The organism is Campylobacter sp. 107, from assembly GCF_002383835.1.
Taxonomy (GTDB): Bacteria; Campylobacterota; Campylobacteria; order Campylobacterales; family Campylobacteraceae; genus Campylobacter_D; species Campylobacter_D jejuni.
In genome coordinates, this window is record NZ_NXBA01000020.1 from 132,850 (window position 1) to 155,470 (window position 22,621).

Annotated in this window: 23 protein-coding genes and 1 pseudogene; 8 read left to right on the plus strand and 16 right to left on the minus strand. The window is 29.8% G+C overall.

All coding sequences use genetic code 11. The annotated features are described in order from the left end of the window. Positions 1 to 68: 68 nt before the first annotated feature. Together BGS40_RS03065 and ppk2 are read right to left on the minus strand one after the other, a co-directional pair. On the minus strand, positions 69 to 1,259 hold the full coding sequence (locus tag BGS40_RS03065) for a M20 metallopeptidase family protein (RefSeq protein ID WP_096738355.1): 1,191 nt from the start codon (positions 1,257 to 1,259) through the stop codon (positions 69 to 71). Positions 1,260 to 1,267: 8 nt separating this feature from the next. Further along, positions 1,268 to 2,149 (minus strand): annotated as a pseudogene (gene ppk2, locus BGS40_RS03070) (polyphosphate kinase 2). A gap of 94 nt (positions 2,150 to 2,243) precedes the next feature. Between ppk2 and dsbD the strand changes: the two are divergent. Genes dsbD through BGS40_RS03085 form a run of 3 tightly spaced genes read left to right on the plus strand, consistent with a single transcriptional unit; the run spans position 2,244 to position 6,006 of the window. After that, entirely contained in the window at positions 2,244 to 3,947 is a 1,704-nt protein-coding gene (gene dsbD, locus BGS40_RS03075; protein ID WP_058000791.1) for a protein-disulfide reductase DsbD, read from the plus strand. After that, positions 3,944 to 4,612 (plus strand): MOSC domain-containing protein, encoded by a 669-nt coding sequence (locus tag BGS40_RS03080; protein WP_002856871.1) that lies wholly within the window; start codon positions 3,944 to 3,946, stop codon positions 4,610 to 4,612. The genes dsbD and BGS40_RS03080 overlap by 4 nt, the downstream gene beginning before the upstream one ends. Positions 4,613 to 4,662: 50 nt before the next feature. Continuing rightward, entirely contained in the window at positions 4,663 to 6,006 is a 1,344-nt protein-coding gene (locus tag BGS40_RS03085; protein ID WP_052801759.1) for a sodium-dependent transporter, read from the plus strand. Here BGS40_RS03085 and BGS40_RS03090 read toward each other — a convergent pair. The 5 genes from BGS40_RS03090 to peb4 form a co-directional block, all read right to left on the minus strand. Continuing rightward, a complete protein-coding gene (locus BGS40_RS03090; RefSeq protein ID WP_052794080.1) occupies positions 5,998 to 6,873 on the minus strand; it encodes a 1-aminocyclopropane-1-carboxylate deaminase/D-cysteine desulfhydrase in 876 nt (291 codons plus the stop codon). The two genes, BGS40_RS03085 and BGS40_RS03090, sit on opposite strands and share 9 nt — an antisense overlap. Then, positions 6,860 to 7,813 carry an OmpA family protein gene (locus tag BGS40_RS03095; RefSeq protein WP_002852313.1) on the minus strand — a complete coding sequence of 318 codons (954 nt, stop codon included), beginning with the start codon at positions 7,811 to 7,813 and terminating at the stop codon, positions 6,860 to 6,862. Before BGS40_RS03095 ends, BGS40_RS03090 begins: the two co-directional genes overlap by 14 nt. Further along, positions 7,810 to 9,252, minus strand: coding sequence for a MotA/TolQ/ExbB proton channel family protein (locus BGS40_RS03100; RefSeq protein ID WP_096738356.1), 1,443 nt, complete (start codon positions 9,250 to 9,252; stop codon positions 7,810 to 7,812). Before BGS40_RS03100 ends, BGS40_RS03095 begins: the two co-directional genes overlap by 4 nt. A 94-nt stretch (positions 9,253 to 9,346) precedes the next feature. Next, on the minus strand, positions 9,347 to 10,411 hold the full coding sequence (gene fbaA / locus BGS40_RS03105) for a class II fructose-bisphosphate aldolase (RefSeq protein WP_096738357.1): 1,065 nt from the start codon (positions 10,409 to 10,411) through the stop codon (positions 9,347 to 9,349). After that, on the minus strand, positions 10,411 to 11,232 hold the full coding sequence (gene peb4, locus BGS40_RS03110) for a peptidylprolyl isomerase PEB4 (RefSeq protein WP_002852119.1): 822 nt from the start codon (positions 11,230 to 11,232) through the stop codon (positions 10,411 to 10,413). The genes fbaA and peb4 overlap by 1 nt, the downstream gene beginning before the upstream one ends. Before the next feature lie 80 nt (positions 11,233 to 11,312). Here peb4 and nth point away from each other — a divergent pair, with 80 nt between their 5' ends. The 5 genes from nth to BGS40_RS03135 are packed head-to-tail and all read left to right on the plus strand — an operon-like array spanning position 11,313 to position 13,939. After that, positions 11,313 to 11,939, plus strand: a complete 627-nt coding sequence (nth, locus tag BGS40_RS03115) for an endonuclease III (protein ID WP_002852225.1) — start codon at positions 11,313 to 11,315, stop codon at positions 11,937 to 11,939. Next, a complete protein-coding gene (locus BGS40_RS03120; RefSeq protein ID WP_052794084.1) occupies positions 11,936 to 12,586 on the plus strand; it encodes a DNA/RNA non-specific endonuclease in 651 nt (216 codons plus the stop codon). The genes nth and BGS40_RS03120 overlap by 4 nt, the downstream gene beginning before the upstream one ends. Positions 12,587 to 12,596: 10 nt before the next feature. Continuing rightward, positions 12,597 to 13,229, plus strand: coding sequence for a trimeric intracellular cation channel family protein (locus BGS40_RS03125; RefSeq protein WP_002852232.1), 633 nt, complete (start codon positions 12,597 to 12,599; stop codon positions 13,227 to 13,229). Between the two features lie 57 nt (positions 13,230 to 13,286). Continuing rightward, complete coding sequence (locus BGS40_RS03130; protein ID WP_052781974.1) at positions 13,287 to 13,721, plus strand: EexN family lipoprotein; 435 nt, start codon at positions 13,287 to 13,289, stop codon at positions 13,719 to 13,721. Further along, complete coding sequence (locus BGS40_RS03135; protein WP_002859102.1) at positions 13,718 to 13,939, plus strand: EexN family lipoprotein; 222 nt, start codon at positions 13,718 to 13,720, stop codon at positions 13,937 to 13,939. The genes BGS40_RS03130 and BGS40_RS03135 overlap by 4 nt, the downstream gene beginning before the upstream one ends. On the opposite strand, the gene cmoA is transcribed toward BGS40_RS03135, so the two are convergent. The 9 genes from cmoA to BGS40_RS03180 are packed head-to-tail and all read right to left on the minus strand — an operon-like array spanning position 13,929 to position 22,621. Continuing rightward, complete coding sequence (gene cmoA / locus BGS40_RS03140; RefSeq protein ID WP_079460098.1) at positions 13,929 to 14,639, minus strand: carboxy-S-adenosyl-L-methionine synthase CmoA; 711 nt, start codon at positions 14,637 to 14,639, stop codon at positions 13,929 to 13,931. The two genes, BGS40_RS03135 and cmoA, sit on opposite strands and share 11 nt — an antisense overlap. Then, on the minus strand, positions 14,626 to 15,480 hold the full coding sequence (locus BGS40_RS03145) for a bifunctional riboflavin kinase/FAD synthetase (RefSeq protein ID WP_096738358.1): 855 nt from the start codon (positions 15,478 to 15,480) through the stop codon (positions 14,626 to 14,628). Before BGS40_RS03145 ends, cmoA begins: the two co-directional genes overlap by 14 nt. Beyond that, complete coding sequence (tlyA, locus tag BGS40_RS03150; protein ID WP_002872582.1) at positions 15,446 to 16,207, minus strand: 23S rRNA (cytidine-2'-O)-methyltransferase TlyA; 762 nt, start codon at positions 16,205 to 16,207, stop codon at positions 15,446 to 15,448. The genes BGS40_RS03145 and tlyA overlap by 35 nt, the downstream gene beginning before the upstream one ends. Then, entirely contained in the window at positions 16,204 to 17,208 is a 1,005-nt protein-coding gene (locus BGS40_RS03155; protein WP_079263945.1) for a hypothetical protein, read from the minus strand. Before BGS40_RS03155 ends, tlyA begins: the two co-directional genes overlap by 4 nt. After that, complete coding sequence (gene ligA, locus BGS40_RS03160) at positions 17,189 to 19,132, minus strand: NAD-dependent DNA ligase LigA (RefSeq protein WP_096738359.1); 1,944 nt, start codon at positions 19,130 to 19,132, stop codon at positions 17,189 to 17,191. The genes BGS40_RS03155 and ligA overlap by 20 nt, the downstream gene beginning before the upstream one ends. Continuing rightward, the gene (folP, locus tag BGS40_RS03165) at positions 19,133 to 20,275 is read right to left on the minus strand and encodes a dihydropteroate synthase (RefSeq protein ID WP_052823843.1); all 1,143 of its coding nucleotides are present in this window, start codon (positions 20,273 to 20,275) and stop codon (positions 19,133 to 19,135) included. It abuts the gene before it with no gap. Position 20,276: 1 nt separating this feature from the next. Further along, complete coding sequence (locus BGS40_RS03170) at positions 20,277 to 20,876, minus strand: DNA polymerase III subunit delta' (protein WP_044261261.1); 600 nt, start codon at positions 20,874 to 20,876, stop codon at positions 20,277 to 20,279. A gap of 5 nt (positions 20,877 to 20,881) precedes the next feature. Beyond that, positions 20,882 to 21,418 carry a HobA family DNA replication regulator gene (locus tag BGS40_RS03175; protein WP_002852154.1) on the minus strand — a complete coding sequence of 179 codons (537 nt, stop codon included), beginning with the start codon at positions 21,416 to 21,418 and terminating at the stop codon, positions 20,882 to 20,884. After that, positions 21,419 to 22,621 carry an aspartate kinase gene (locus BGS40_RS03180; RefSeq protein WP_002852266.1) on the minus strand — a complete coding sequence of 401 codons (1,203 nt, stop codon included), beginning with the start codon at positions 22,619 to 22,621 and terminating at the stop codon, positions 21,419 to 21,421.

A 22,621-nucleotide genomic window follows, 5' to 3' on the forward strand; every position in this document is an offset into this window, starting at 1 on the left:
CCTAAAGAAAAATCAAGATTAAATTTTACTCATTTTTTGTGAATTTTTTGTGAATTTTTAATTCTATTTTATAAATTTAAAAATTCTAAAGCCATCATCACATCACCCTGCATTAAAACTTTTAAATTTTCATCATCCCAACAAAAAGTAGAACTATGGTGCAAAGCTGGATGATTTAAATCCTTTGAAATTCCAACAAATACATAAGCTCCCATTCTTTCTCGTGTTAAAAAAGCAAAATCTTCAGCCCCCATGTCAGGTTTAGAAGAAACAATGATATTTTCTTCTCCTAAGACCTTTGCAAAAGCTTTTTTTGCTATTAAAGCAGCTTTTTCATCATTAATCAATGGAGGAAATTCTTTAGTATATTTAAGCTTATAATCTCCACCATTAGATTTTGCTGTAGCAGCAGCCACTTCTTCTAGAGAACTTTTTAAAATATCTTGCGTTTTATCATTTAAAAAGCGCACAGTTCCTTTTAAATAAGCATTTGTAGGAATAACATTATAAGTAGTTCCTGCACAAATTTGACCTACGGTAATCACCCCTGCTTCATAAGGGGCTAAACGTCTAGAAATAACACTTTGTATATTATTTACAAATTGCGTTGTCATAATTATAGGATCTATACAAGTGTGCGGATGAGCTCCATGCCCTCCTCTGCCAATAAATTCCAAATCAAAAATATCCGTTCCAGCCATCATTTCACCACTTACAATTTGAGCAGTATTTTCAAGCAAAGGCCCCCATAAATGACAACCAAAAACTGCATCAACATAAGGATTTTCCAATACACCTGATTCTATCATAGGTTTAGCTCCACCGCTTCCCTCTTCTGCGGGCTGAAACATAAATTTAATCGTGCCACAAAATTCATCTTTAAGCTCATTTAATATCAAAGCAGCTCCCAAAAGCCCTGCTGTATGTCCATCATGTCCACATGCATGCATCTTACCATCAATTTTTGAAGCATAGCTTAGATTAGTTTTTTCTTGCACAGGCAAAGCATCCATATCCGCTCTTAAAAGAACACATTTTGGTTTTTTCTGACTCTTCTTTTTTCCTTCTATAATAGCTAAAATTCCTGTTTTTGCAATATTTTTTTGATATTTAATGCCAAACTCATCTAAAATTTTACACACTAAATGGGCTGTATTTTCTTCTTCAAATTCAAGCTCAGGATGCATATGAATTTGATGTCTTAAATCAACTACTTTATCATAGTACCTTAGTGCTAAATTTTCAACCAGCTTTTGCATTCTTTTCCTTAATCTAAATCTTTTATTTTCTCATCTGCTTTTTTACTGTCAAGTTTTTCCAAATTCGCCTCCATTTTTCGTATTTCTTCTTCTCCACTACACACTAATTTTGCATCAATTTTGGAAAAATCTCCAGTTTTTTTATTTGGATATTCTACCTTAGAAAGTATAAAACGCAATAAATTTAATCTTGCTTTTTTCTTATCATCAGAAGAAATAATAGTCCAAGGACAAGTTGGAGTATTAGATGCTAAAAACATAGAGTATTTAGCTAAAGTATATTTATCCCATAATTCTTGTGATTTTTGATCCACAGGAGATAATTTATATTGTTTAAGTGGATCACTTCGGCGTTTTTCAAAACATTTTTTTGCTCATCTTTTGATACTGAAAAATAAAATTTAAAAAAAATAATATCACTATTTGAAATCATATTTTCAAACAAAGGCACTTCTCTTAAAAAATCTTTATATTGTTGCGGTGTACAAAAACCCATAACCGGTTCTACTCCTGCGCGATTATACCAAGATCTGTCAAAAATCACAATCTCACCGGCTGAGGGAAAATGTGCTATATAACACTGAAAATACCACTGTGTTTTTTCCACATCACTAGATTTTTCAAGAACCACAATGCGGCAACCACGCGGGTTTAAATGCTCAATCAAACGTTTAATCGCTCCACCTTTTCCAGCTGCATCACGCCCTTCTATAAGTATAAGAACCTTTAAACCTTTGGCTTTAACATGATTTTGAAATTTCAAAAGCTCAATTTGCAAATTCTTTAAATCTTTTTCATGCTTCTATTGTACTTTTCTTTCTTTTAACAGAAACATAAATTTCATTCTTTTTAACAGTCGCTTGTGCTTTTGGAGAATTATTTTCTTGCATTTTCAAACCTTTATAAAGTATTTAAAGCAAATTTACCATAATAAATTATAATTGAAGCTAAAAACAAAAGAAAAAATAAGTTTTTAGGAAATTTATGCGTATTTTTGGTATTATTTTATTAAGTTTTTGTTTATGTTTTGCTTCTATATTGTCTTTAAACGAAGCTTTTAATGTAAAATCGAACTCTTATAATAACTCTATCTCAATTGATATTGAACTTGGAAAAGATATTTATCTTTATTCTAATAAACTTAAATTATATATAAATGAAAAAGATATAAGTTCTTTGATTAATCTACCTCAAAGTTCTACAAGAGGTAATGAAATTGTTTATTATCAAAAATTAAATTTAGCTTTACCAAATTTATTACTAGAGCGCTTTGCAAAAAATACCACAAATTTAATCAAACTCGAATTTCAAGGCTGTTCTGAACAAGGCTTGTGTTATAATCCTCAAACTTGGTACTTTGATCTCATTTCTAAAAAAGATGCTTTTGAAATTTCAAAACCTTACAAAGCTCAAAAAACAGATAAAAAAATTAAAATTGAATCTGAAGAAAGTTCTATAGCAAATTTTTTAGCAACAGATAACTTTTTTTGGATTTTGCTAAGTTTTTTTGGCTATGGACTTTTACTCTCCTTAACACCTTGTATTTTACCTATGATTCCGATTTTATCTTCTCTCATCATAGCAAAAAGTAATGCTAAATTTTCAAAAAAATATAGTTTTTTTCTCTCTTTTATCTATGTTTTTTTCATGTCTTTAGCCTATGCTATTGCTGGAGTTATAGCAAGTTTTCTAGGAGCAAGTATTCAAGGAATTTTACAAAAACCTATTATTTTAATTCTTTTTGCTCTAATTTTCATAGCTTTTGCTTTTGCTATGTTTGGAGCTTTTCGTTTTGAATTGCCATTAAGATTTCAAACCTTTATACATAAAAAAAGCGAAAAAGGGAAGGGAGTTGTAGGTATAGCCATCATGGGATTTTTATCTGCTTTAATAGTAGGTCCTTGCGTAGCAGCTCCTTTAGCAGGTGCTTTAATTTATATAGCCAATACAGGCAATGCTTTATTAGGTGGTAGTGCACTTTTTATCATGAGTTTTGGCATGGGTATACCTTTGCTTTTCATAGGCTTAGGATTAGGTTTTATTAAACCTGGTTTTTGGATGGAAAAAGTAAAAATTTTCTTTGGTTTTGTTATGTTGGCTATGGCTATTTGGATACTTTCTAGAATTATTGAAGAAAATTACATTTTAATTGCCTATGGAATTTTAGGTGTATTTTTTAGTGTTTTTATGGGAATTTTTGAAAAAAGTTTTACAATAATTTCTAAAATTAAAAAAAGTATTTTAATTCTTATTTTAGCTTATTCTCTAAGTATTTTCCTAGGAGGACTTTTTGGGGCTAAAAATTTCTTAAATCCTTTAAATTTCAATACTATATCTGCCTCAAAACCTGCTTTAAGCTATGATTATATCAACAATTTTGAACAATTAAAGCAAGAAATACAAACAAATACAAAGCCCATAATGCTTGATTTTACTGCATCTTGGTGTGAAAATTGCAAACTTTTAGATGAATTAACCTTTAGCGATGAAAGAATCATACAAAAAATGCAAAATTACAAACTTATCAAAGTTGATGTAAGCGAAAATAATAATGAACAAATTAAAACCATGAAAGAATTTAATGTTTTTGGCCCACCTGTTTTAATTTTCTTTGAAAATGGAAAAGAAAAATTAAAAATCACGGGTTTTATCAGTGCTGATGATTTATTAAAAAAACTAGAACCATGAAAATTCAAAGTTTGCAAATAGGGAAAATTAAAAACTATAAAAATTTCCAAAGCGCATTTATTAAAGATACTTACCTAGAAGAAACACAAATTGATTTTCTAGGTATTTTAGATGATCAAATAGCTGATAAAATTCATCATGGAGGCTACCATAAGGCTATTTTTGCCAACTCTTGTCAAAACTATCCTATATGGGAAAGATTTCTTAATAAAAAGCTAAATTTTGGCTCAATGGGTGAAAATTTGAGCATCGACGGGCTTTGTGAACAAAATGTTTGCATAGGTGATATACATCAAATTTCAAATGCAATACTGCAAGTAAGCGAACCTAGAAAACCTTGTGTAAAAATTTCTAAAATTCACAATAATTCAAATTTTACACATGAAATTTTTAAAACGGGCTTGAGTGGATGGTATTATAAAGTTTTACAAGTTGGACAAATACGAAAGTATGAAAATATTAAAATTTTAGAAAAAAATTCTACTTCACTTAGTGTATTTGAACTCAATCAACTTTTTTACTCCCCACATCAAGCTCTTAGACAAAATCCGATTTTATTAGATAAATTAGAAAAATTAAACTCTCTCATATCTCAAAATTGGCACGAAACGATACACAAACGCTTAAAAAATACTTACGATATAAGCTATATGGATAGCTTATAAGTTTTTAAAGTTATTTTTAGGTAAAATAATTCTTTTTCGAAAGGATAATCATGCAAAGACAAACATGGAGTAGCACACTAACTTATATTCTAACAGTTGCTGGAGCAACCATAGGATTTGGAGCAACTTGGCGTTTTCCCTATCTTGTAGGAGAAAATGGTGGCGGTGCTTATGTATTAGTTTTTTGTATAGCTATGATTATCATAGGCATTCCTGTTATTTTAGTTGAAAATGTCATAGGCAGAAAAGCGATGACAAATAGCGTAGATGCTTTCAAACAAAAATGGCAAAGTATTGGATATATGGGACTTTTAGGAAGCTTTGGCATAATGGCTTACTACATGGTACTTGGAGGATGGGTTTTAGTTTATATTTGGGAATTAACCCTAGGGAATTTTAGTCTTGCTAATGTAGTAAGCAAAGAATTTACTCATCAGTTTTTTAACGACAAAATAGCCTTCAATCCTTTAGGAGTTGGTATTTTTACCACTGTTTTTGTAATTATTAATTATATTATTTTAAAAAGAGGCATTATAGATGGTATAGAAAAATCCGTAAAATTTTTAATGCCTTTGTTATTTATCTGTCTTATTATTGTTGTAGGACGCAATTTAACCCTTGATGGAGCTATGGCTGGAGTTAAATTTTATCTTGAACCTGATTTTAGTAAAATTTTATCACCAAAACTTTTAATCGATGTTTTAGGACAAGTCTTTTTTGCTTTATCCCTAGGTTTTGGGGTAATGATAACACTTTCATCTCATCTTAATAAAAATGAAAATATGGCAAAAACCGCTATTTATACAGGGGTTTTAAATACCATCATAGCTGTTTTGGCTGGTTTTATGATTTTTCCAGCACTTTTCTCAGCGGGACTTGCTCCAGATAGCGGGCCTTCTTTGGTTTTTGAAACTTTACCTATAGCATTTTCTCATATCCATTTTGGCACCATTGTGTGTATTTTATTTTTTGTCTTACTCTTGATTGCAGCTTTAACCACAAGCTTGCCAATTTATCAAGTTATTATTAGCGTATTAGAAGAAAAATTTAAATATTCTAAAAATCTTTCTATTAACCTAACTCTAGGGTTTATCTTCATACTTGGCAATCTTCCTTGTATTCTAACTTATGGGCCTTGGCGTGATATTGTTATCATCAAAGGAAAAAACATTTTTGATAGTTTTGATTTCGTTAGTGGAAATATTTTGTTTGTTTTAACTGCATTTTTTTGCTGCATTTATGTAGGTTGGATTTTAGGCAAACAAGAAAGTCTAAAAGAACTTAGCAATAACAATACACTTAAAAGTTCATGGTTTGGAATTTGGTTTTATTATGTAAAATATATAGTACCTTTGATTATTTTAATCATTTTTATCTATGGAATTTTAAACTAATTTTTTAAATTTATATCTCTCTAACATAGTGGAATTTCCCAAAATTCCACCTTGATGTATATAAAGCAATGGTTTTTTCCACTCTTGTTTTAATGCTATACTTAATCCTAAAATATCATACAACAAGTCAAATTCTATATTGCACTTTAACTTTAAATTCATATAAAGCTCATAAAATTCTTTATACGGCTTAGCAAAGTGATATTTTTTATCACTTGTTAAAAATTCTAAATTTGAAAAATCATAGCTTGGATCTAATGTTAAAATTTGCTTTTTAAGATATTTAATATCACCTACACAAGCGCAAGTAAATACTTTAAATTTAGAATACTTTGCCAAAAAAGCTGCCGAAGTGCCTGTACCTGAAGGTAAAAAAATATCAAAATCAAGCTTTAAACTTTGACTTTGCATTTGAATTTCTTGAGCAAGTTCCATATAGCCATATTGAGCTTCTAAATTAGCTATGCCTTGTTCTATAAAAATATCATCTTTTTTACACAAAGACAAAGCAAATTGCTTTAAGGATAAAGAATGAATATTTTCTACAAAATCAACACCATTTTCTAAAGCTAAAGCATAGTTTCCACAAGGATTATTCTTAAGAAAAGTAGAAATTTTTTCACAAGCAAAAACAAGCTTATATGATCTTTGTTTAGCAAAAATACTTAATGCCGCCAAAGCATTACTTTGGCTTCCTCCATAACTTACAAAAGATTGATTTTTAGGATATCTTTGATGGATATAAAAAGCAAGTTTCCTAGCTTTATTTCCATTAATTTCTCCTAATAAATCATCTCTTTTAATATAAAATTCAAATCCGTTAAAATTGATTTTTTGTATAGGACTAATTGTTTTAATGAAATTCAAAGAATTTTTCTACATCTTTTAAAGCATTATCATTTTTAATGCTAAATTTTATTTCTATGCGACGACTCTTATCCTTATCTTCAACTCCGTTGACAAACACGGGATCTGAAAAAGAACGTCCACTTGCCATTAAAAGCTTTTGAAGCTTATCACTCTTATAAAAAGTATAGATAAAATTCATCACCTCATAAGCTCTTTTTTGCGACAAATCTAAATTATAAATATAAGATCCATCACTATCAGTATGTCCTTCAATAATGATATTTTCAATGTTAGAAAAAATTTTTGGATCTTCAAGAATAGCATCAAAATATTCGCTTAAGATTTTTCTCAAACTTGCCTTTGCCTCATTTTTTAACACATAAGAATCCTTATCAAAAAGTACTTCAGCAGGCAAAGAAATAGATCCTGTCTTTTCATCTATAGTGATATTATTATCAAGTTTGCTTTGTAATTCCTTGCTTAAATTTTCACGAATCAAACCAAGATTTTGCACCTTTTCTTTAGCTTTTTGAAAATCTTCTTGTAAATTTTTAAGCTCTTCATCTTTTTTCTCTAGTTGACCTAGCAAAATCAAAATTTGCTTATCTTTATTATCTAAAGTTGAGTTTAAATCTTTGCTTAACTGCTTGTAATTTGTAATATTAGCCTCTAATTCTGCTTTTTGAGAATTAGCAAGATTTAAAGCACTAGAAGCATTGTTTAAATCAGAACTTAGTTTAAACACTATGGCTTCTTTATTTCTAAGCTCTTCTTTACTCTCCTCTAAGCGTGCCTCTTGTTTATTGAGATTATCTTTGATTTCTTTTAAATCACTTTGAGTTAAAACATATTTTACAACAATAGCACCTATTAGCAAAATAAAAACAAACAGCAATCCTGCCATTAAATCAGCATAAGCTATCCAAAAATTGCTATCTTCTTTTGACTCATTTTTCATTTATTTTCTTTATCTTCATTTTTTAGCTCATCATTGCTTTCTTGCTTAGATATTTCTGCTTGAATTTCATCTTGATTTTCTTCAGTCTTAGACTCTGAAAAATCTTCTATTTGTTTGGTTTCATTTTCTTTATTCTGATTTTCATCCCCAGAAAGCTTGCTCATCATTTGACTTGTTTCTTCATCAAGTGCTTTCATTTCTTTTTTAAGCTCATCCATCATTTTGATTTTAGCATCAATACTTTTTTCTTCTTCATATACTTCTTTAAATTTATGCATACCTTCAAACAAGCTTGCTTTAAATCCCTCAAAAACCTTTTCTTGACTTTCCAACATTGCTTTTTCATAAAGTTCAAAATTTTTACCAAAACGCTCTATTTTTTCATCGAATGCACTTAGCGTCTTATCAAGATGATGAATTTTATCACTACTGATATCAAGCAAGCGATTATATTGTTCTGACATTCTTGTATTGATTTCTTTTAAATTTTGATTGAGCAAACCTATACCATTTAACATTTCACTATAAAGCTTTCCAAGATCGCGTTGATCTCTTTGTGCTTTACTAAGCTCACCCATGGTTTGTTTGATATGTTCACTACTTAATCTAATAGCCTTTTCTTCTACATTTAGCATATCTTGGAAAATACCAAATTTTCTATCAATAGCATGATCAAGCTCTGCAAAAAAATCATCATTACTAACTTGTTTAAAAATTGCTCCAATTTTTTCAAAATGTTGCAAACTCTCAGTTAAATATCTTTGATCAAGCTCTTCTTTTGTCCAAAAAAATCCACTTGTAGCGTTTTTTTGACGATTTAGCAAACGATCTATTTTGCTTTTACCATATTTTTCAAAAAACATCCACCATAATGCAAGAAAAATTCCATAAATTGAAACATAAAAAGCAGTTCCCACTCCACTTAACAAATCTGCAATTTCTTGTTCTAAAGCGGCTGTATCACTAGAACTAAAATTTGGCATTGAAAAAGCTATACTGATAAAAGTTCCTAAAATTCCCATCATTGGAAAAATTGCCGAACCTATACTAGCAAAATTCTCATTTCTTGCACCCTTAATATATGTATAAGCAAAGTCATCAAAATTGGCATTTGATTTCGTGTCTTTCCCTATGGCAAGAAAATGCCTCATAATATGTCTTTTTAAAGCCTGTTTAAATTCATCTTTTTGTTGTTCAAAAATACTATACGCATACTCAGCACTATGTCTAGAAAAAATCAATGCTGTAAAAAAAATCACACCTGTCATAATAACCGTATGTAATTCGACCTTAAAGTCAATTACATTAAAATAACCCAATAAAATCAAAATATAAAGAAAAGCTGGAATAAAAATAATTTTAAAATAAACCAAAGAACCTCTTGCATCTTTGCCTTCAGGCAAAACAAGTTCTGAAATTTCATCTGATTTAATATCCATGAAACCAATACCTCATTAAAAATTTTATTTTAAAGATTGCTACTTAATTTGATAAAAATTTTTAAAACAAAATAAAACTAAGCCTTTAAAATGCTTAGTTTTTGTTTATACAGTTTAAATCTTCAAAAGCGATTTCAAGACGTTTTATCATGCTTTCTTCACCGCTTCTTAACCAAACACGCGGATCATAGTATTTTTTATTTGGCTTGTCATCACCTTCTGGATTTCCAATTTGTCCTTGCAAATAAGCCCTATTTTTAAGTTCATATTCACGCACCCCATCCCAAAAAGCCCATTGAGTATCTGTGTCAATATTCATCTTAATTACGCCATAGCTTACTGCATTTTTAATATCTTTTAGCTCACTACCGCTACCGCCATGAAATACAAAATTTATAGGCTTATCGCTATTTAAAGCAAATTTATCTTTTACAAATTTTTGCGAATTTTTTAAAATTTCAGGTTGTAAGCTAACATTTCCTGGCTTGTAAACTCCATGTACATTTCCAAAGCTTGCTGCGATTGAAAATTTATCACTAATTTTTCCAAGTCTTTCATATGCAAGAGCTACATCTTCTGGTTGGGTATAAAGCTTGGAATTATCAATACCTGTATTATCCACTCCATCTTCTTCGCCACCTGTACAACCTAATTCTATTTCAAGCGCGATACCTAAAGCATTAAGTTTTTGAAGATAAACTTCACAAGTGCTAAGATTTTCTTCTAAACTTTCTTCGCTAAGATCAAGCATATGAGAACTAAATAAAGCTTGTCCATGGGTTTTTTTATATTGTGCATTTGCCTCAATAAGCCCATCAATCCAAGGCAAAAGTTTTCTTGCGGCATGATCAGTGTGTAAAATCACAGGTATACCATAAGCTTTAGCAAGTAAATGTACATGTTTAGCCCCACTAATTGCACCTAAAACTTCTCCATTAGGACAATTTTTCCCTGCATAAAATTTTGCCCCACCATTTGAAAACTGGATAATAACTGGAGAGTTAACTTTTTTTGCAGCTTCTAAAACTGCATTAATAGAATCAGTTCCTACAACATTAACAGCAGGGATAGCAAAACCCTCTGCTTTAGCATAGTCATAAATTTTATTAAGCTCATCTCCGCTAATCACCCCTGCTTTTACAATGTCTAAAACACCCATTATTTATATTCCACTTTAGCACTATTTAAAAGATCTTGGCCTTTTTGATTGATAACTTTTTTAAATTCTTCAAATTTAAGTCCGTTTTCAATACCTTGTTTTACTTCATCAAATTTGATTTGACCTTTAGCTTGCGAATTTTCTTTTAAGATTACATGATAACCAAAATTCGTTTTTACCGGAGTTGTAGTAATAGTACCATTTTTAAGCGCGAAAGCAGCATCTGTAAAAGGCTTTACCATAGTTGATTGATCAAACCAACCAAGCTCACCACCTTGGTTTTTTGAACCTGGATCAATTGATTTCTCTTTAGCAAGCTCGCTAAATTTAGCATCTAGTTCTTTACCTTTTAAACCTTTAAGTTCGTTAATAATATCCTTAGCTTCTTTTTCTGTCGCTACTAAGATATGTTTTGCTTGCACTCTTGCAGGTTTTACATATTTGTCTTTATTTTGATCATAAAAAGCTTTAACTTTAGCCGCATCAATTTTAATAGTATTTAAAATTTTCTCTTGATAAACATTAACAAGTATTGCATCTTTTGCACGATCAAGTTCTTTTGTGTATAAAGGGTCTTTTTCTAAATTTTGTTTTTTAGCATCTTGCAAAATTAAATCTTGCATAATATATTGCTGAATAAGAGCTTTTTTTTGATTATCTGGCAAAGTTTTAAAATCCTGTCCTCTAAGCATAGGGGCAAAAAATTCACTTACTTCTGTATCGCTAATGCTCTTGCCATTAACAGTAGCTACTGTAGCTGCATTTACATTTAAAACTACACCTGCAATCAAAGTTGCTGCGACTAAAGAAAATTTTTTCATTAGGTTTCCTTTTTAATAAAATGTATATAAAATCAATTATATCTAAACTTGGTTTAAAGCTAATTAACTAAAATTAAAAAATGAAAAGAAATTTAGAAATCAAAGAACTTTTTTTAAAACATTTTGACAAGCCTGTAACAGAGCTTAAATTTTCAAATTTATATGAGCTTTTAGTCTGCGTAATGCTTTCAGCCCAATGCACTGATAAAAGAGTTAATCTCATCACTCCTGATCTTTTTAAAGCTTATCCTGATATCAAATCCCTTGCAAATGCAAATTTATCAAGTCTTAAAACCTATATACAAACTTGTTCATTTTTTAATAATAAAGCACAAAATCTTATAAAAATGGCAAAAGCAGTTTGTGAAAATTTTGACGGAGAAATTCCCCTTGATGAACAAAATTTAAAATCCTTAGCAGGCGTAGGACAAAAAACCGCTCATGTGGTTTTAATAGAATGGTGCGGAGCAAATTTCATGGCTGTAGATACTCATGTTTTTAGAGTTTCTCACCGCTTAGGACTTAGCAAAGCAAAAACTCCAGAAGCTACAGAAGAAGATTTAACACGCACATTTAAAGATAATCTTAACTATCTTCATCAGGCCATGGTTCTTTTTGGACGTTACACCTGTAAAGCTAAAAAACCTTTATGTAAAGAATGTTTTTTAAATCATCTTTGCAAAAGTAAAGATAAGGAACTTAAATGAAAATTTTCATCTTTTTACTCGCTATATCTCTTAATATTTTTGCCTTAGAACCTTACAAGCCTAGTGCTGATTTTTCTTCTTATTTTAACAATATAAATTGCTCGCAAATCTTGGATAAGTTTTTTTATCTAAATTGCTATGATTATAAACTCAAAGGCACAAAAGCTGTTGCTTATAAGGTAGAAGCTTCAAATTTGAAAGATAGACAAATCAAAAAACGCCCTCGCTTTGAAGATGATACAAATATTCCTAAAAAATACCGCGCTACTTGGAGTGATTATAAAAACAGTGGTTACACACGAGGACACACTGCACCCAATGCTTCTTTTAGCTTTAGTAAAGCTGCTCAAAATTCAGTATTTTTAATGAGTAATATTACCCCACAAAATGCACAAATAAATAATAAAATTTGGAATGAAATCGAACAAAGAGAAAGAAATTTAGCTTTAGAATTTCAAAGTATCGAAGTTTTAAATTTGGTACTTTACGATAAAGAACCACAATACATTAAAAACCGTATTGCTATACCAAGTTTTTATGTGAAAATTATTAAAACTCCTAAATTTAAAGAATGCTATCAAGCACCAAACCACGAAGTAAATGATGAAAATATTAAACAGTATCAAATAAATTGTGATAAATTTTAAGGTATAAATTATGGAGATAAATGCTCTTACGATAACCACTCTTTATATCATAGGTATTTCCGCAGAAGGAATGACAGGAGCTTTAGCTGCAGGACGCCACAAAATGGATCTTTTTGGAGTTATTTTTATTGCTCTCGTAACAGCAATTGGAGGCGGAAGCATACGAGATGTGCTTTTAGGACATTATCCTTTAACTTGGGTTAAACATCCTGAATATATTATTTTAATCTGTTTTTGCGCCCTTGTAGCCACAAAAATTCCGCGCGTAGTAACCAAACTTGAAACTTTATTTCTAACTCTTGATGCTATAGGACTTGTTGTTTTTAGCATACTTGGAGCTCAAATAGCTATAGATCAAAACCATGGCTTTATCATAGCCGTTGCTGCCGCTGTAATTACCGGTGTTTTTGGTGGAATTTTAAGAGATATTTTATGTATGAGAATCCCCTTGGTGTTTCAAAAAGAAATTTATGCAGGAATTGCCATAATTGCAGGAGCAATCTATTATTCTCTAATAATTTGGCTTGAGCTTAATGCCCTAGTTTGCACACTTTTAACTCTTTTTATAGGAGTTTTTGCAAGGCTTTTAGCTATCAAATATCAATGGTCTTTACCTATTTTTTCTTACAATGAAGAAAAATAATTTATCGTTGCTTTATACAAGTTTGCTAAGATATTAAAAATTTTAGGAGATTGATAAATGCGAAGACTAAGTATTTTACTTGCAATTTTAATAGTTATTAATATAACAGCTTGTGATAGTAAAACAGAAAATTATTACAAAAATCATCCTAGCGAAGCAAAAGAAAAAGCGAAAGAATGTAAAGAAAGCGGAACTCTTAGCGAAGATTGTATTAATGCATTAAAAGTTGGTGTTAAACCAACAAATGAAGAGGGTAAATACAGTCCAAACACACCAAAAAAATCTGATAATCAAATATTAGAAGCTTTAAAACAAAATGATTTAAAAAAAGAAAAAACCACAAAAGATATTAACCAAAGTTCAGAAAATAATGAAAGTATTATAATACCACCTATAGCAGAAACACCTTCTGAAATTTATCCTTCCAAAACAACAGAAAACAATCAAAGTTCTATCTTTAGCGATGATGTTAATATAACACAGGAAAAATGACCATGAAAATAACTCTTTTTTTAAGCCTTATTGGTATATTTTTTGCAGCATGCGAACAAACCAAAAGTGTAGAATATTATCAAAATCACCCCGAGGAAGCAAAAAAAAGAAGTTTAGAATGCAGACACAAAGCTATCATTAGTCAAGATTGTGTTAATGCATATAAGATAGGTTTTCCAAAAGATGAATGGGAAGATGAAAATATTTCTAATCCTTAAAAGCTATGAAAGTTTCAAAATTTGCCCATTTAAAAATACTTTCTATTTTCTTAAAACCTGCCTTTTCTAGCATATTTAAATTTTCTTTTTGACTATAAGGAATTAAAACATTTTCCAAAGCTTCTCTTTTAGCTGCGATTTCAAACTTAGAATAGCCTTGTTTTTCTTTATAATCAGCATAAAGTTCTATGATATTTTTAGACAAAAAAGCATCTTCATAAAGGATTTTTTCACTCATAATCAAAATGCCTTTAGAGTTTAAATTTTTATAAATTTGATCAAGCAATTCTTGTCTTTTAGGAGGACGAATAAACTGCATGGTATAATTTGCCACAAAAACATCGCAAGTAAAAAAATCAAATTCGCATAAATTAGCTTCAAAAAAACTTATATCAAGCCCATAAGCTTTAGCTTTTGATTTTGCAACTTCAAGCATGGAAGTAGAATTATCCACGCCAAAAAGTTTAAAATCCTTTCTTAGATTTGCCAAAAAAATCAAAAAATTAGCACTTGAGCAGCCCAAATCGCAAACACTTGCATTTGTAGGTAAAATTTTAGCCAATAAATTGCCACAAAGTTCTAAATTTTCTCTATAAAATGGTACAGAACGATTGATCATATCATCAAAAACACTAGCCACGCTTTTATCAAATTCAAATTGTTTTTTAGGGCTTTGTTTAAAAAGTTCATCTTTCATCATTTTTCCTTAATAATTCTCTAGCCTGTTCTATATCTTTAGTAATTTGATTTTTAAGTTTTTTTAGATCTTGAAATTTTTGATTCTCTCTTAGAAAAGATATAAACTCGAGTTCAAAAAACTCTCCTTGCGTGAAATTTTCACCCAATTCTTCTAAAATATGACTTTCTATAGCAAAATTTTCATCGCTTGATCTTACACCTAAAAAACTCACACTTTTATAAGTTTTTCTTTGACTTTTTAACAAAGTAGCGTAAACACCATTTTGAGGCAAAAAATAACCTTCGCAATCTAAATTTATAGTTGCAAAAAGTTCTTTAGAACCTAAGCCTTGTCCTTTAATTACCTTTCCTTTGATGCTATAATTTCTCCCTAAAAATTCTTTTGCTTTTTGCAAATTTGCTCTTGATAAAAAATCCTTAATTAAACTTGCATGAACACCTATTCCACCTATGCTAAATTCATCAACTATTATAGTTTTTATCCCACTTAAAAACTCAATATCTTTAGCACTATAAGCCCTATTTTTCCCAAAAGAAAAATCATAACCCACGACTATAAATTTTAAACTGGTAAATTCTTTTTTCAAAAAGCTTAAAAAATCTTTACCATCTAAAGATTTTATACTTTCAAAATCCACTTCTATAACTTTTTTTCCTGAAATTTCTTCTTTTTGATGATTTGAACAAAGAAATTGACCTTTAAATTTATTAATAACTAGCAAAGCCCCATTCTTATCTAAATATTTTACAAGTTTTAGATGTCCTAAATGCATACCATCAAAACAACCTATGGCTAAAGAAGTAATATTAATTTTTGATATAGTAGTAAAAATATTCGACATTACCTTCCTTTCCTTTAATGCTTGATTTTTGCGTATTTTTTAAAAGCCAACCTAACTTAGCACATTCTTTTTCAAAATCCATTCTTGCTTTTAAGATTGCCTTGTCATCTTTTAAAACACCCTTTTTATCTCTTTTGATATTTTTTCCCACTTCAAACTGAGGTTTAAAAAGTAAAATAATTTCCTTTAAAGCTAAATTATCGACATAATAAAGCAAATTAATAAGAGAAATAAAACTCACATCACAAGTAACAAGTTCAAATTTTTCTTTACTTTTAAAGGCTCTAAGATCTGTATTTTCATGCAAGATAATTTTTTCATTTGCTCTTAAACTTGGATGGAGTTGATTACTACCCACATCAAGAGCAGTGATTTTTAAAGCCTGATTTTCAAGTAAAATTTGAACAAAACCGCCCGTACTAGATCCTATATCAAGACAATTTTTATGTTTTATTTCAATATCATTTTCTTCTAAAAATTTTTTTAATTTCAAAGCTGCTCTTGAAACATAAATTTCACTTAAAAGATCCAATTTTAACTCATTGGCTAAAAGTATATCTTCAGGATTTAAATCTTGCGTTTTTTTTAAATTTTCTAAAAAATTTTTCACATCAAAAGAAGCTTTAAAACTTTTACCATTAAGTAAAATCTCTTCATTTTCTATAAGCTCTAAGGCTTTATTTCTACTGATATTTAAACGCTTTGAAACAAAAAAATCAAATCTCATTTTAAACTCTCATTTATTCTTTTTTCTAAGTCTTCTTTTTCTTTAGAAAACCACCAAATACCTATTTCAAAAGCATTTTTTTTAAAAATTTCTCTAAGATCTTTAAGATCTTTTTCAAAAAGATCTTTTTCTTTTTGAATTAAACTTAAGTTATTATCTTTTAAAAAATTAAAATTATTCATCCATAAAAGTATTTGCTCTTGTTCGGATTTTAAGGCATTATTTCTTTGCTCTTTTAAAAAATAATTTCCTAAAACCATGATAAAACATAAAAATAAAACAATTATTTTTATCTTTATTTTCAAAACAAAATTAAAAACAAAAGCCAAAAGAGAACAAAACATAAAAAAATTAAAAAAATCAAAAATAAAATTTAAAGCCCTAAACCCCAAATATCCAAAATAAGAAAAAATAAAAAATTTTAAATTTGAAACAAAATGTAAAAATTCAGATAAAAAATCAAAATAAACAAAAGAAGCACTCTTATAGGCAATGATTTTCCTAGAAAAAAGTTCTAAATTTAAAAGTTCATTGTAAGTAAAAAAAAGCCCGTAAAATGCATAAAATAAAGCAGTAAAAAAACTAGCGATAACAACTATTCTAAAATCATTATAAGCATTATCTACAAATTGCAAATGTAATTCTTTTTTTAAAAATATCATCAATAAAGGTAAAATTATAAATATAAAAACAAAATCAATTTTTTCAAGATTTAAAAAATTTAAAAATAAAGAAACAAGTCCAAAAATCGCCAAAAAAAAGCTAAAAATATAAAGATAAAAATCCCCCATACTAATACGATAAAACAAACTTCCCTTAATCAAAGTAGCTTCTTTTATAATATTTTTTCTAAGCTTTAAAAATAAAAAGAATTCCCAAAAAAGTGTTAAAAAAATAGGAATTAAAAAAAATAAAGAAAAAGCACTCCTTTGCCAAGTTAGCAAAAAGCCAAAAAGGCTTAAAAGCGTTAAAATATAAGAACTATTCTTTAACAAGCTCATTAAAAGCACTTTCATTTATACATTTTACTTCAAGCTCTTTAGCCTTGCTAAGTTTAGAACCTGCCTCTTCTCCAAAAAGCACATAGTCAGTCTTTTTAGAAACAGAGCCGCTTACCTTACCCCCAAGCTTTTCTATCAAAGCCTTAAACTCATCTCTTGGACGTGAAAGAGTACCTGTAATCACAAAAGTTTTACCAAAAATCATACTATCACTTTTGATTTCAAGTTTTTCTATTTTCAAATTTAAAAGCTTGTAAAATTCATCAATTCTTATATGATTAACACGCGTAAATTCGCAAAGACTTAAAGCCATTTGCTCTCCAAAACCTTCTAAATTGGCATAAGCTTCAAAGCTTTGCTTGTGCCACTCTTTACCAAAACTTAAACTTAATTTTTTAGCCGCAACCTCGCCAATATGCTCTATCCCTAAAGCCGTGATAAAACGAAAAAGCTCACATTCTCTGGCTTGCTCTATAGCATTTAAAAGATTGTTGATTTTCTTTTCTTTAAAGCCTTCCAAACCTTCAAAATCACTAAATTTTAAATGAAAAATGCTCTCAAGTGTAGTGATTTTTTTGTGCTTGTATAAAAGTTCTACTATATTTTCTCCAAGTCCGTCGATATTAAGACTTTTTTTAGAAACAAAATGAATGATAGAATTTACAAGTCTATCTTCACAATCTATATTTTGACATTTTATTAAAGTTCCTTCATCCAAAAGCTCACTTTGGCAAGTAGGACAAAGTTTAGGGCGTGAAATTTCCATCTCTAAACCTTCTCTACGCTCTTTAAAAACCTTAGTGATCTTAGGAATAACATCACCACTTCTTATCACGCTTACAAAATCATTGATTTTAACATCAAGTCTTGCAATTTCATCAAAATTATGAAGGGTGGCTGATTTTACTACAACCCCATCTAAATTTAGAGGTTCTAAAACCGCCACAGGAGTGATCACTCCACTTCTTCCTACTTGTAAATTTACCCCTATTAAACGCGTGGTTTTTTCAAGTGCAGGAAATTTAAAAGCTGCCATAAATTTTGGAAATTTTACCGTATAGCCTAATTCTTCACAAAGTGCAAGATCATCAACTCTTACCACCATTCCATCCATCATCATAGGTTTTTTTTCTCTTAGAGCTAAAAGCTCATCATAAGCTTTTAAAACTTCGTCTAAATTAGCGCAAAGTCTTACAAAATCATCCTTTAAAAAACCAAGCTCTCTGATAAATTGCATCACCTCGCTGTGTTTGGTGAAATTTAAGGTATTTTCCCCTACTCCCCAAGGATAAAATTTCAAATTTCTTTCTTTAGTGATGCTTGTATCAAGCTGCCTTAAACTCCCGCTTGCAGCATTGCGTGGATTAGCAAATAAACTTTGATTTAAAAGGGCTCTTTTTTCGTTGATTTTCTCAAAATCATCTTTTAAAATCACCACTTCTCCACGAATTTCTATCCTTTCTTTATAAGCTATATTTTTAGGTATATTTTCTATCTCAAAAACATTAAGCGTTATATCCTCACCCACTTCGCCATCGCCCCTAGTGGCACCGCTTACTAATTTACCATTTTCATAAAGTAAATTTAAACTCGCTCCATCAAATTTAGGCTCTATAAAAAAGTTTTTTTCACATTTTGCGCGTTTTGCCCAAGCCCTAAGCTCACTCTCATCAAACACATCTTCCATCGACCACATACGCCTTAAATGAGCTATTTTTTTAAACTCGCTTTGTATGATAGGAGCTATTTTTTGCGTTGGAGAGTCTTTTGAAATTTCATCTTTGTTTTGTTCTTCAAAAACTCTTAATTCTCTGATTAAAGCATCGTATTCTTCATCGCTAGCCAAGGGTTCATCTTTTTCATAATATGCCCTCATCCACAAATTTGCTAAAGCAACTTTTTCTAAATACTCTTCTTTTTTCATCTAAACTCCTATATTATCCATTGCCTGCACTAAAGCAAAAAGTTGTTTATGTTCATATAAATCATGCACTCTTATAATACTAGCACCATTTTCAAAAGCTTTTAAATGCAAATACAAAGTTCCTGCTAAACGATCTTTAATCTCGCTTTGAAAATACGCATTAATCACACTTTTGCGACTCGCACCTATAAGTAAAGGTTTATTAAATTGCAAAAAATGTTCTAAGTGTTTGATTAAAATCATATTATGCCCCGCACTCTTTCCAAAACCAATACCTACATCTAAAATACTTTCTTTTACTCCAAAACTTTCTAAAAGTTCAAGTTTTTCTTTAAAAAATAAAGTCATCTCATCAAGCAAATCTTCATAAAAAGGATTATCTTGCATATTATTTGGATTGTTTTGCATGTGCATTAAGCAATATTTTGCCTCATATTTACTTGCAAGTTTGGCTAGATGAAGATTTCTTAAACTTGTAATATCATTAATGAGTTTAAAACCCTTATTTAAAGCATATTCTAGACAATATTCATCAAAACTATCTAAACTAAAAATCGCTTGTTCGTAATAATTTTTCTCATAAATTAAGTCAAGTACTTTTTTCAGTCTTTTAAATTCCTCTTCCTTACCACAATACTCACTCCCAGGTCTTGAACTTACCGCACCTATATCGATATATTCAGGCTTTAAAGCAAGAAAGTCATTAAGCCTTTTTTCAAAGTCTTCTTCACTCACACGACTTTTTGCATTAAAACTGTCTTCATTGACATTAATCACTGCCATAAGCTCGGCTTTTTTCGGTTTTAAAAAATCTTTTTGCAAAAAAAGAGCCAAATTTTTAAGTCCAAAATCTTGAAGTTTTTCTTTGACAATAAGCTTTTGAATTTGCTCTTTACTTGCCATTAAAAGCGCATTTGAATGAGTAATTTTGGCAGTAATTACTTCTTTATGGGTGATGAGTTCAGCTCCTACTCTTAAAGCATCTTGTTTTAAAATATTTGCTGCAGGAGTAGAAATATCTTTGATAAAAATAAAATGAGTTTTTGTTTTTTCACTCATGATCTTTTGCCCCATTTTATGGGGATTTATGAAAGAACAAAGTAAATTAAAATCGGTATTTGGATTGATTTTAAAAAATTTCATTTTATTTCTTTGTATAGTAATTTAATAAAAGAGTAGCCAAAAGTACCCCACTTTTAGAATTTAATTTTGCAAGCTCATAACTTTCATAAAAGAACTCTAATTCTTCAGCATTAAAATCTTTATATTTTACACATTCTTTAGTAAGTAATGCAATTTGATCCATAAGTTCATTTTTATCCAAATTTTCATTTTTTTGCAAAAAATCAAAAAGCATTCTTAAATCCATTCTTTTAAGGTCTAAATCAAGTTTTTTCACCTCCTTTTCAACTTTTCTTTTTTCACAAATAAGACGCGATTTTATGGTAGGTAAAAGTAAATTTTTAGAAGGTACCACGATAAGAAATTTAATATTTTTTGGAGGTTCTTCAAGAAGTTTAAGTAAAAAATTTTGCGCTTCTATCCTATAAGAATCCGCCATTAAAACAATAATTTTTTCTTCAGTTTCTGCGATATAGCTTTCTTTTTCAACCGCTCTTGCATCATCAAGTAAAAATTCATTTTGTGGTATAAAAAATCTTAATTTTTTAATACCAAAATTATTAATCATTTCTTCCTTAATACCTAAAAAATCTTCACTGATAATAATCTTACTAATAAACAAAATATTTATCCTAATTGCACCTTGGAAAATAATATTGCATCCAAACTTACATCAAAAAGTTGATATAAACTAATAAGCTTGATATCCAAGTCTTTATCTTTAGAATTTAAATAAAAACTATCTTGTAACTGCTCATCAAAAAGCCACAATAAACTATCATCTCTTGATTTAGCGATTAAAGATTTATTATCAGAAGCACTTCCTATATAAAAATATACATAACCATTAGGAAAAGAAATGTCAAGTAAGTCATTAAGTAAAGCTATATCTTCTGAACTTTGTACTTTCTTCTTACATAAAGAATTTAACGACACAAAAGGGAGCATGGGACGAGTGGCTTTTGAATTTATATTTTTTAAAAAATACTCTTCATACCAAGATCTTTGTTCATCACACATTAATACAAAAGTGCGTCCTTCTAAAAGATATTTAAGTCTTGCAGCCATCAAAGGAGCCCATTCTAAACGACGCGACTCCAACCATGCCATAAAAGCTCCGCCATTGCGAATATTTTCAAGAGTAAAACTTAAAAAATCACTCATTTATTTATCAAGTCCGTAGCACTCATGTAGTGCTCTAACTGCAAGTTCTCCGTATTTTTCATGAACTATCATTGAAATTTTTATTTCACTAGTAGAAATCATACCGATATTAATCCCCTCATCAGCTAAAGCTTTAAAAGCTTTACTTGCCACTCCTGAATGTGATTTCATACCTACGCCGACTATAGAAACTTTTACTACAGCACTATCACTTTCTATAGTTGTTTTTGAGCTTAAAATTTTTTGCATAGCATTTTTGGCTAATTCAAGTTCATTTTGAGGAACCGTAAAACCCAAATTTGTAGCACCATCAACTCCAACATTTTGTATAATCATATCTACATTAATATTTTCATTTGCTAAAACAGAAAAAATTTCAGCTGCGATTCCAGGCTTATCTTCTATATTTCTTAAAGTCACTCTTGCTTGATTTTTATCCAAAGCAATACCACTTACTAAAGCTTGTTCCATTCCATCTTCCTTTGTTATCATTGTTCCTTCGTTATTGTTAAAACTACTTCTAGTTACTAAATTAACATTTAATTTTTTTGCAAGCTCTACAGAACGATTTTGCAAAACTTTTGCACCTAAACTTGCAAGTTCAAGCATTTCTTCATAAGAAATTTTATCCAATTTCTTTGCCTTTGGTTCAATTCTTGGATCTGTTGTATAAACCCCATCAACATCAGTATAAATTTCACACAAATCCGCATTTAAAGCACCTGCTACCGCCACAGCACTTAAATCGCTTCCACCACGCCCTAAAGTAGTTACATTACCTTCCTCATCTACACCTTGAAAACCTGCTATAACGACTATTTTACCATTTTGAAGTTCTGATTTTATCGCTTTTGTATCAATATGATGAATTCTTGCCTTTGTAAAAACACTATCTGTAATAATTCCTGCTTTTCTCCCAGAAAACGATATAGCGGGACAACCCTTTTCATTTAAAGCGATAGAAAGTAAAGCGCTTGTTACACGCTCTCCGCTGCTTAAAAGCATATCCATATCTTTACCATTAGGAGTTTTACTAAAATATTCAGCTTGCTCAATAAGAGTATTTGTCACCCCACTCATTGCAGATACTACAACAACAAGTTGATTACCCTGTTGCGCACTTTGGATAACCCTATTGGCTACTGCTTCGATACGCTCAAGTGTTCCAACGCTTGTTCCACCATATTTTTGAACTATAAGCAT